Source organism: Aldersonia kunmingensis, from assembly GCF_001646865.1.
Lineage (GTDB): Bacteria > Actinomycetota > Actinomycetes > Mycobacteriales > Mycobacteriaceae > Aldersonia > Aldersonia kunmingensis.
The window spans coordinates 1-10,900 of the sequence record NZ_LRRB01000093.1 but is presented as its reverse complement, the minus strand read 5'-3'; the positions used below and the strand labels follow the sequence as shown (position 1 = coordinate 10,900).

At 65.9% G+C, this 10,900-nt stretch carries 9 protein-coding genes; 6 read left to right on the top strand and 3 right to left on the bottom strand.

Annotated features, from left to right (window positions below):
- Positions 1-82 precede the first annotated feature (82 nt).
- Positions 83-403, bottom strand: coding sequence for a type VII secretion target (locus A8G08_RS07120; protein ID WP_068272037.1), 321 nt, complete (start codon positions 401-403; stop codon positions 83-85).
- A 127-nt stretch (positions 404-530) separates the two neighbouring features.
- On the bottom strand, positions 531-1,190 hold the full coding sequence (locus tag A8G08_RS07115) for a DUF5995 family protein (protein ID WP_245672709.1): 660 nt from the start codon (positions 1,188-1,190) through the stop codon (positions 531-533).
- Between the two features lie 306 nt (positions 1,191-1,496).
- On the opposite strand from A8G08_RS07115, the gene A8G08_RS07105 reads away from it, so the two are divergent.
- The 5 genes from A8G08_RS07105 to A8G08_RS07085 all read left to right on the top strand — a co-directional run bounded on the left by A8G08_RS07105 (position 1,497) and on the right by A8G08_RS07085 (position 7,788).
- Complete coding sequence (locus A8G08_RS07105) at positions 1,497-2,288, top strand: nuclear transport factor 2 family protein (RefSeq protein ID WP_245672708.1); 792 nt, start codon at positions 1,497-1,499, stop codon at positions 2,286-2,288.
- A gap of 80 nt (positions 2,289-2,368) precedes the next feature.
- A complete protein-coding gene (locus A8G08_RS07100) occupies positions 2,369-3,373 on the top strand; it encodes an NAD-dependent epimerase/dehydratase family protein (RefSeq protein WP_068272025.1) in 1,005 nt (334 codons plus the stop codon).
- Between the two features lie 56 nt (positions 3,374-3,429).
- Positions 3,430-4,452 (top strand): Rv2578c family radical SAM protein, encoded by a 1,023-nt coding sequence (locus A8G08_RS07095; RefSeq protein WP_068272022.1) that lies wholly within the window; start codon positions 3,430-3,432, stop codon positions 4,450-4,452.
- A 313-nt stretch (positions 4,453-4,765) separates the two neighbouring features.
- Positions 4,766-6,691, top strand: a complete 1,926-nt coding sequence (locus A8G08_RS07090; RefSeq protein ID WP_068272019.1) for a 2-oxoacid:acceptor oxidoreductase subunit alpha — start codon at positions 4,766-4,768, stop codon at positions 6,689-6,691.
- Complete coding sequence (locus A8G08_RS07085; RefSeq protein WP_068272015.1) at positions 6,688-7,788, top strand: 2-oxoacid:ferredoxin oxidoreductase subunit beta; 1,101 nt, start codon at positions 6,688-6,690, stop codon at positions 7,786-7,788. The genes A8G08_RS07090 and A8G08_RS07085 overlap by 4 nt, the downstream gene beginning before the upstream one ends.
- Positions 7,789-8,135: 347 nt before the next feature.
- Here A8G08_RS07085 and ypfJ read toward each other — a convergent pair whose 3' ends face one another.
- The gene (gene ypfJ / locus A8G08_RS07080) at positions 8,136-9,053 is read right to left on the bottom strand and encodes a KPN_02809 family neutral zinc metallopeptidase (RefSeq protein ID WP_068272012.1); all 918 of its coding nucleotides are present in this window, start codon (positions 9,051-9,053) and stop codon (positions 8,136-8,138) included.
- 100 nt (positions 9,054-9,153) lie between these two features.
- Between ypfJ and aspS the strand changes: the two genes are divergently transcribed.
- A partial coding sequence (gene aspS / locus A8G08_RS07075; RefSeq protein WP_068272009.1) for an aspartate--tRNA ligase occupies positions 9,154-10,900 on the top strand: 1,747 nt, incomplete at its 3' end.

Here is a 10,900-nt window from a genome sequence, read left to right as displayed (position 1 = left end):
ACAGGGCTCGCCCGCAGGGCATCGAGCACCGTCGGCTGAGCAGGTGCGCCGAATGGCCCAGCCACGCCGGGCTGCGGGGCGGTCATGCCAGGCCTCCCGCGATGCTGTCGAGCGAGGCGCCGTGCTGGTTGTCGGTGTTTTCGTAGCTGGCCGCGTTCGTCTGTGCGGCAGTGGAACTCGCGTTGAACGTCGCGGAAAGCTTGCCCACTGTCTGCGCGTGATTGGCCTGCGCTAGGGCGAACATCGCCAGGAAATCCGCGCCGATCAGACCGAAGACCGGTGTCGCGGCGGCCACGTTCTCGGCCGCGTCGAAACCGGCCGCGCTGGCGAGTTGAGCGGCAATCGCCTGATTGGTGTCCGCGTACGCGCGGATTCCAGCGGGCACCACTTCGACAGAACTCATGTTCCCCCCAATGTCTCGACGCCCCCGTCGTAGCCGCACACAGCGGCTGTGCTCGGCAGTCGGTGCCGAGCCTGCGCAATAGTAGCCGAGTGACGTTGGTGGAGAACGTCGATCGCGCGCCTCGACGCTAGAGAGCGCGCAGGTCGGCGAGGGTTTGCATGGCGATATCGACGGAATTCCACAGCGTGTCGATCTCGATTTCCGTCGCCGGGCGTAGGTTCGGATTCTGCAAGGCAAGGCCGTTGCCGAAGACGATGACGTTGAAACCGGCATCGGCGGCCCGCAGCAGCGGATCGGTAGCGACCCCCTTGCCCAGCAGCGTGTCGAGTCCTTCGCCGACGAAGTAGAACCGCCACAGCGGACCGAGGTCCGCACCGTAGACGGCTTTGGTGCGGTCCACGATGAGATTTCCGCTGCTCGCGATCGCGTCGACGATCTTGAAATAGTCCGGGGCGTTCTCTTGCCTGGACCCGATCGCCGCGACCGAATTGGACAGGTCGACGGTGAGCTGTGCGTTGTATCCGGCCATCGCCACGCGTCCCGGCGACAGGGTGCAGTTGTGTGCGAGGGCGAAGAAGTGTGCCCAGTGCGGTTCGACGGCGCCGGAACCGAACTCGGCGTGCACATTTACCAGGAACCGGCGCAGCAGTTCGAGGCTGATCCGATGGGCATATTCGGGATTGTTGAAGGCGACCGGATTCCGCTGCAGCGGCAGCACGGCCGCCTGTTCGACGCCGTCCAGGCCGAGCGCGAATGTACCACGCCAATCACGATGGCGGACAAGGATTTCGGTGATCTCGTGATGCCTGGCGATCGCGGCTTCGAGCCTCGGCAGGGTAGGGCCGTTCGGCAGGGTTTTCAGTGTCCGAGTGCGACTCGATCTGCGATATCTCGGCTGGGTCCGGTGGTGAGCCGCATGCTGCGGCCACCCAGGAGGAGGGGCCGGCGGCAGCGGGGTGCGCCGGCACGAGGACGGCCACGATGGCGGTGCACGCTATGAGAACGGCGCGAACGACAGCCCTGCTCACACGGGAATTCTACCCGTGGCTACAGGTGTGCAAACTCGTGAACGCGATGTTCTAGTGTGCCCGGTGTGACTGCAACGGATCTGATCGCGCTCGTGGAACGTTCTCCCGCGGCGGTCGCCGCGCACGACCGCGAGGCGTGGCTCGATATTTTCGCGCCCGACGCAGCGGTGAACGATCCGGTCGGGTCGCGTCCCCACGTCGGGCGGGCGGCGATCGGCAGGTTTTACGAGACCTTCATCGCGCCGAACGAGATCACGTTCGCAGTGGACCACGACATCGTCTGCGGTGACACCGTGGTCCGCGACCTGCATGTGACGACCCGGATGTCGACCGGAGCCGAGATCCGCATTCCCATGCATCTGCGCTACGAGCTCGCGGATGACAACGGCGTGCTTGCCGTGCGTGGCCTCTTCGCGCATTGGGAGCTGCCATCGATGGTTCTGCAGCTCGCATCCGCCGGCATGCCCGGCGCCAAGGCCGTCGCCGTGCTTACCCCGCAGCTGCTGGGTAATCAGGGCGTGTCGGGCGCGCTGGGCTTCTCTCGTGGCTTCGTCCGAGTGGGTAGGCGCGCGAAGCGACTCGCCGTCGAGCTGCTGACCGCGATTGCGAGTTTCGACGAGGTCGGCGTTCATCGGATGCTTGCCGACGCCGCGGTGGAACTCCCCGGCGGCGGTGGCGCGGCAACGGCGACCGCACTGCTGAAAGACCTCCCGGACCTGCGGTGGGGCAAGACGCTGGCGGCCGGTCGGATGGTGACGGTGTCGATCGAGACGGGCGGGGAGCATGGGCTCGCGTTGTTCGAGTTCGATGCCCTGAGCCGGCGGATCGAGCGGGTGCGGATCTACCGGCTGAATTAGAACAGGTTTCAAATTAGAACAAGTTCTACTACCCTCGGGCGAAACAGTGGCCGGGATCACGGCCGTACCCAGGGAGTGGAATGAAGGTCGCTGTCACCGGTGCCGCCGGGTTTGTTGGAACCAACCTCCTCGATCGGCTCGTCGAGCAGGGCCATGAGGTCATTGCCATCGACCGGGTCCGGCCTGCCCATGCGATCCAGTCCGATCTCGTGACCTGGAAGAGTGCCGATGTGCTCGACCCGGAGTCGCTGCGCGACGCGTTCGAAGGCGCCGAGATCGTCTACCACCTCGTCGCGATGATCACGCTCGCCCAGAACAACGATCTCGCCTGGCGGATCAACACCACCGGTGTCGGCAACGTTGCCGAGGCGGCGCTGGCCGCCGGCGTGCGTCGCCTGGTGCACTGCAGCTCCATCCACTCGTTCGATCAGTACGCCGCCGGCGGATTCATCGACGAGACCTCGTCCCGCTCGACCGACCCGAAGATTCCCGTCTACGACCGGTCGAAGTGGTTCGGTGAGGTCGAGCTCCGCAAGGTGATCGACAAGGGCCTCGATGCGGTGATCTGCAACCCCACCGGCGTCTACGGGCCTGTCGATCACGGCCCCTCCCGCATCAACGGTCTGCTGCGCGACGCCGCCCGCGGCCGGGTGCCTGCCATGATTCAGGGCGGGTTCGACCTGGTGGACGTGCGTGACGTGGCGATCGGCCTGACTCTCGCGGCCGAGCACGGCCGTACGGGAGAGAACTACCTACTCGGCGGGGAGATGGTGACGATTTACCAGGCGATGCGAGCGGCCGCGCGTCGCACGGGCCGTCGTGGTCCGGTGGTTACCCTGCCGCTGAGCTTCTTCGGCGCGGTCGTCCCGATCCTCGAGCCGATAGGCGCGAAGTTCGGCTCCGATGTCCTCTCGCGCGCGTCGCTCGGCGCCATCCTGCACTCGCCGGTCGTCGACCGGACGAAGGCCGGCAAGGAGCTGGGCTACTCGCCGCGCAGCAGCGAGCAGAGCATCGCCGATCTCGTCGACTTCTACTCCGGCGCGGGCGAACTCTCCAAGCCGAGGCTGGCGAGCGCGGTTCGGTGAACTCGACCCGCCCGCCCTCTTGACATCGGCGTCGAACGAGTGTTCGACTCGGGGTTGTGCGATGGCAGGGGTTGGGGGTCGATCTCGACGACGGAGCCTTGCCGGGGCTGGATCGGGCCGGGTTCGTGCGAACGGTATCGACCCCCGAGTTCGAGGGCGTCACCTTTCACGAGGTGCTGTGCAAGAGCGCGCTGAACAAGGTGCCTCCGGAATCGCGGCTCCCGTTCGCGTGGACGATCAATCCGATGCGCGGGTGCTCGCATGCCTGCCGGTATTGCTTCGCGCGCCCAACGCACGAGTATCTGGATCTGGACGCCGGGCGCGACTTCGACTCGCAGATCGTCGTCAAGACGAACATCGCGGCGGTGCTGCGCCGGGAACTGGCTCGTCGCTCGTGGCACCGCGAGCGGGTGGCGCTCGGTACCAACACCGATCCCTACCAGCGCGCGGAGGGCCGCTACCGGTTGATGCCCGGCATCATTCGGGCACTCACCGAGGCGGCGACTCCGTTCTCGATCCTGACCAAGGGCACGCTGATGCGGCGCGATCTGTCGCTGCTGACACTGGCAGCCCAGCGGGTCGAGGTGGGCATCGCGGTGTCGCTGGCGATCCACGACCCGGAGTTGCAGCACGCGGTGGAGCCCGGTACGCCGACGCCGAAGGCCAGGCTCGAACTGATCCGGACCTTCGCCGACGCGGGATTCCGGGTGAACGTGATGGTGGCGCCGGTAATTCCGTATCTCACGGATTCCGAGCGGCATCTCGACGAGTTGCTCGAAGCCATCGCGGCCGCTGGGGCATCGGGCGTGACGGCGTTCCCGATGCATCTGCGGGGGAGTACCCGCGGCTGGTTCCTGTCCTGGCTCGCCGAGGAGCATCCTGCGCTTGTTCGCAGGTACCGGCAGTTGTACGGCCGCGGAGCGTACGTATCTCCCGAGTACTCAGCTTGGCTGCGTGCTCGGATCGACCCGCTGATAGCGCGCCAAGGACTCAGCGGGGACCGATCGTCACCACCACAATTGGATCGCGCTTCGAAGGTCGATTCGTTGCCGGCGATCTCGGTACCGACGCTTTTCTGACCGCCTGCATCCAGGGTGGTTGAATTCATCGTGATCGAGATCACAAGGAAATCGCGAGAGGCCCCGCTAGGGCGCGAAACGCTCGATCGGATTGTCGCGATGGATGTTGGCAATGCCCGCAAAGGCGGTCGCATGCAGCGAAGACGGCGCATCGCGCCGCTCCTGGGCCGCGTCGAGGGCAGGGATTCTTGCAGAGAATGCGCTCGAACGAGACATGTTCGCGCCCGTTAGAGTTGTGTTAACGAGTTTGAGCTCGGTAGTTTGGACACAAGTTTGGACACATGTCTGACTATTCGTTGAAAGGTTGGTGTCGATGACTTCCGGAACCCAGGCCACCAAGTTGGAGCGGGTGGTTATCCGTTTCGCTGGTGATTCCGGTGACGGCATGCAGTTGACGGGTGATCGGTTCACTCATGAGGCTGCTGCTTTCGGCAACGATCTTGCGACGCAGCCGAACTTCCCGGCCGAGATCCGGGCGCCTCAGGGCACGCTGCCGGGGGTGTCGTCGTTCCAGATCCAGATCGCGGATTACGACATTCTGACTGCGGGTGATCACCCGGATGTGCTGGTGGCGATGAACCCGGCGGCGTTGAAGGCCAATGTCGCGGATTTGCCGCGCGGCGCGACGATCATCGCGAACACCGACGAGTTCACCAAGCGCAACTTGTCCAAGGTCGGGTACGAGGCGGACCCGCTGACGGATGGTTCGCTGGACGAGTTCACGGTGCATCAGGTCGCGATGACCACCCTCACGTTGGGTGCGGTGGAGCCGTCCGGTGTGTCGAAGAAGGACGGCGCCCGGGCGAAGAACATGTTCGCACTGGGTTTGTTGTCGTGGATGTATTCGCGGCCGGTCGGCGCGACCGAAGACTTCCTGCGGGAGAAGTTCTCGAAGAAGCCCGATGTGGCCGAGGCGAACATTCTCGCGTTCAAGGCGGGCGTGAACTACGGCGAAACCACCGAAGCGTTCGCCTCCACCTACGAGGTGGCCAAGGCGACCCTGCCGGCGGGCACCTACCGCCAGATCACCGGCAACACCGCCCTGGCCTACGGCGTGGTCGCCGCGGGGCAGCTCGCCAACCTGCCGGTGTTCGTGGGCACGTATCCGATCACTCCGGCCTCGGACATCCTGCACGAACTCTCGAAGCACAAGAATTTCGGCGTGACGACGTTCCAGGCCGAGGACGAGATCGCCGGTATCGGCGCCGCCCTGGGTGCCGCGCTGGGTGGATCCCTCGGCGTGACGTCCACGTCGGGTCCGGGCTTGGCGTTGAAGAGCGAGGCGATCGGTCTCGCAGTGATGACCGAGTTGCCGCTGCTGATCATCGATGTGCAGCGCGGCGGCCCGTCGACGGGTTTGCCGACCAAGACCGAGCAGTCGGATCTGTTGCAGGCGATGTTCGGCCGTAATGGCGAGTGCCCGGTCGCGGTGATCGCCCCGAAGTCGCCGGCGGATTGCTTCGATGCCGCCGTGGAGGCCGCCCGGATCGCGCTCACGTACCGCACCCCGGTGCTGCTGCTGTCCGATGGAGCGATCGCGAACGGCTCCGAGCCGTGGTCGATCCCGAGCGTGTCGGATCTGGGTGCGATCGATCCGGGATTCGAGCCCGCGACCGACCCGGATGAGCATGGGTTCGCGCCGTACTCGCGGGATCCGGAAACGCTGGCGCGGCCGTTGGCCGTGCCGGGCACCCCGGGCCGTGAGCACCGGATCGGTGGCCTGGAGAAGGCCGACGGGTCGGGCAACATTTCCTACGACCCGGCCAACCACGACCTGATGACCCGGCTGCGGCAGGCCAAGATCGACCGCATCACGGTTCCGGATCTCGAGGTGGATGATCCGAGCGGGGAGGCGGAGCTGCTGCTGATCGGGTGGGGCTCGTCCTACGGCCCGATCGGCGAGGCAGTGCGCCGTGCGCGGCGCGCGGGCAAGAAGGTCGCGCACGCGCACCTGCGGCATATGAACCCGTTCCCCGCGAATCTGGGCGAGGTGCTGAAGCGCTACGAGACGGTGGTGGCGCCGGAGATGAACCTGGGTCAGATGGCGCTGCTGCTGCGCGCGAAGTACCTGGTGGATGTGCAGTCTGTGACCAAGATGATGGGTCTTGCGTTCTCGTCCGAAGAGTTGGTCGGGGTGATTACCGCGGCAATGGACGGGACACTCGCGGAGTGGGAGCAGGCCAAGACTTCCGGGGCGTTGGCCGCGGCTACGTACCGGAGCAATGGGGGTACCCGATGACCATCACCGACCACGAGAACACGCTGGTGGGCGCCGACCTGGGGCTGACGTCGTACGCGCATGTCCCGGTGACCGACACCCCGCTCAAGGCGAAGGACTTCACCACCGATCAGGAGGTGCGCTGGTGCCCCGGCTGCGGCGACTACGTCGTGCTGGCCACCGTGCGCTCGTTCCTGCCGGAGTTGGGGCTCAAGCGCGAGAACATGATGTTCGTGTCCGGGATCGGCTGCTCGAGCCGGTTCCCGTATTACCTGGACACCTACGGGATCCACTCGATCCACGGCCGTGCCCCGAGTATCGCCACGGGTTTGGCGGTGTCGCGTCCGGATCTTTCGGTGTGGGTCGTGACCGGCGATGGCGACGCGCTGTCGATCGGTGGCAATCACCTGATTCATGCGTTGCGCCGGAATGTGAACATCACGATCCTGTTGTTCAACAACCGGATCTACGGGCTGACCAAGGGCCAGTACTCGCCGACCAGCGAGGTCGGGAAGGTCACCAAGTCGACCCCGATGGGGTCGGTGGATGCGCCGTTCAACACCCTGTCACTCGCACTCGGGGCCGAGGCCACCTTCGCCGGGCGCGCCCTCGACAGTGACCGTAAGGGCCTGACCGAGGTGCTGCGGGCGGCGGCCGAGCATCGGGGCGCGTCGTTTGTGGAGATCCTGCAGGACTGCCCGATCTTCAACGACGGCTCGTTCGATGTGTTGCGTAAGGACGACGCGGAGAACCATTTGATCCGCCTCTCCCACGGGGCACCGATCCGGTTCGGCGCCACCGAGACCGAGCCCGAGGGTCAGTTCTGTGTGGTGCGCGACGGGTTCGGGCTGGCTGTGGCCAAGACCGCCGATGTCGAACCGGGTCAGATCGTGGTGCACGACGCCTACAGCGACAACCCCGAGTACGCCTACGCGCTGTCGCGGTTGTCGGATCAGAACCTCGATCATGTGGTGACCGGCATCTTCCGTCAGGTCGCTCGCCCGACCTACGACGACGGTGCCCGAGCCCAGCTGGCCCAGGCCGCACAAACCAAGCCCATCAACGCGGACTCCCTGCAGAACCTGCTCACCGGCAAGGAGACCTGGACTGTCTCCTAAGCCGCACTGCGGTTGGGTTTCGATCGAGCCCCTGGCGACATCATGTCGCCGGGGGCTCGATTTGCCTGTGGTAGGTATTGGTGAAAGTTAAACGAATATCGTTGCTGGACAACAACTTCGCGATAAGGTTTGACGTGTTACTGGGGGATTCGTAGATCGTGGAAGCACATCCGTCTGCATTCGCTCTCGTCGCGATCCTGATGGTCTTTCTTGTTCGCCGTTCGGTCGCCAAAATCTGGCATCCCACCGCCGGAGCCGAATTGGTGAGCGTGCGCGGACAGGGGTGACGCGGAGACGTCGAGCCCCGGCCAATGGTGCTGGGGCCAGACCTTCTGGCGCCGCGGACTTTACGCAGGCGGGTTGTCGAGGTTGCGAGCCGAGTACGTGTCGCAGGTCCGGACCTCCCCGGTTCGGTAGCCGGCCATGAACCAGCGCTGACGCTGCTCCGATGAGCCGTGCGTCCAACCCTCCGGGTTCACCCGGCCGGTAGCTGCGCGCTGGATCCGGTCGTCGCCAACTGCGGAGGCGGCCGACAACGCGTCTGCCACGTCGGCGTCGGTGAGCGGCTTCAGAAATGGTTGGCTGCTGTCCGGCGCGGGCGTCTTGTCGGCATAGTGCGCCCACACACCGGCGTAGCAGTCGGCCTGCAATTCCGTGCGGACCGCGCCCGAGGTAGCGCCCCGGGGGTCGGCTTGTGCGCGGCGGATGTCGCCGAGCTGATTCTGTATGTGATGGCCGAACTCATGGGCCACCACGTATTCCTGTGCGAGCGGACCCGCGTTGGCGCCGAATCGTCGCACCAGTTCGGCGAAGAACGCAGTGTCGAAATAGGCCGTCTGGTCGGCGGGGCAGTAGAACGGCCCGACGGCACTGGTCGCCTCGCCGCAGCCGGTGGAAACCGCATTGTTGAATACCGCCACCTCTGGCGCTGCGTAGGCGGTACCTGTCTGCTCGCTCAGCTCGTCCGTCCACACGGAGTCGAGGCTTTGCGCGGTCCCCAGCACCCGGCAATCGACGTCGGTGTTCGCGACGGCGCCCGTCACGCAGTGCTCCAACGTGTGCGTGCCTGTCTCACCCGGTGCCGACTCGCCGCCCTCCGAACCCAGCAGCGATGAGGGATCGCCGCCGAGCAGCAACACCAGCACGAGCACGATCAGGCCGCCCGCGCCGCCGCCGAGGGCGATCTTGCCGCCGCGGCCACGCCCGCCGGAGCCGCGTACCGAGACCCGGCCCGGATCCAGGCGTGCGCCATCGTTGAACGTCATCAGTCCTCCGTCTTTGGACCGGGGCGCGGCGCGTCCCGGTTCGCTCCGTAGGATCGCATTCGGCGAATGTCGCCGTGACGGCTATCTGGAAAGGACTCTCGTGCTGCGCACCCACTTGGCAGGCTCGCTCCGCAGTGAGCATGCGGGACAGACGGTGACGCTCTCCGGATGGGTTGCGCGACGACGCGACCACGGTGGCGTGATCTTCATCGATCTGCGTGACGCTTCCGGCGTGTCCCAGGTGGTGTTCCGCGAGGGCGCGGTCGCCGAGCAATCGCACCGCCTCCGTTCCGAGTACTGCATCAAGGTCACGGGTGTGGTGGAGAACCGCCCGGCCGGCAACGAGAACCCCGAACTGCCCACCGGCGCGATCGAGATCGACGCCAAGGAACTCGAGGTGCTCAACGAGAGCGCGCCGCTGCCGTTCCAGCTCGACGAGCAGCCCGGCGAGGAAGCCCGCCTCAAACACCGCTACCTGGATCTGCGCCGCGAGGGTCCCGGCAAGGCACTTCGCTTGCGCTCCAAGGTGAATGCCGCCGCGCGCGAGGTACTCGCGCGTCACGATTTCGTCGAGGTCGAGACGCCGACGCTCACGAAGTCCACACCCGAGGGTGCCCGCGACTTCCTCGTTCCCGCCCGTTTGCAGCCGGGCAGCTTCTACGCCCTGCCGCAGAGCCCGCAGCTGTTCAAGCAGCTGCTGATGGTCGCCGGCATCGAGCGGTACTACCAGATCGCCCGCTGCTACCGCGACGAGGATTTCCGCGCCGATCGGCAGCCGGAGTTCACCCAGCTCGATATCGAGATGAGCTTCGTGCGCCAGGAGGACGTCATCCTGCTCGCCGAGGAGATTCTCGTCGGCCTGTGGAAGCTCATCGGCTACGACATCACCACGCCGATCCCGCACCTGACCTACGCGGACGCGATGCGTCGCTACGGCAGCGACAAGCCCGACCTGCGGTTCGGCATCGAACTCGTCGAATGCATGGAGTTCTTCAAGGACACCACCTTCCGCGTATTCCAGGCCGAGTACGTGGGCGCGGTCGTCATGCCGGGCGGCGCGAGCCAGCCCCGGCGCCAGCTGGACGCGTGGCAAGAGTGGGCCAAGCAGCGTGGCGCGAAGGGCCTGGCGTATGTGCTCATCAGCGAGGACGGGGAGCTGACCGGTCCGGTCGCGAAGAACCTCACCGACGGCGAGCGTGCCGGCCTGGCCGACCACGTCGGCGCGAAGCCCGGCGACTGCATCTTCTTCGCCGCCGGTGCGACCAAGCCGATGCGGGCACTGCTCGGTGCCGCTCGCGGCGAGATCGCGCGCAAGCAGGACCTGATCGACGAGAACGAATGGGCGTTCGTCTGGGTCGTCGACGCGCCGATGTTCGAGCCGACCAGCGATGCGACCGCCAGTGGTGATGTCGCGCTCGGCTACAGCGCATGGACCGCCGTGCATCACGCCTTCACCTCGCCGAAGCCGGAGTCGCTGGACACCTTCGATTCCGACCCCAGTTCCGCGCTCGCCTACGCCTACGACATCGTCTGCAATGGCAACGAAATCGGTGGCGGCAGCATTCGTATCCACCGAAAGGACGTGCAGGAGCGCGTTTTCGAGGTGATGGGGATCTCACACGACGAGGCACAGGAGAAGTTCGGCTTCCTGCTCGACGCCTTCGCCTTCGGCGCACCGCCGCACGGCGGCATCGCGTTCGGCTGGGACCGCATTACCGCACTGCTCGCCGGAATGGATTCGATCCGTGAAGTGATCGCGTTCCCGAAGTCGGGTGGCGGCGTGGACCCGCTCACCGACGCGCCCGCGCCGATCACTGTGCAGCAGCGTAAGGAATCCGGCATCGACG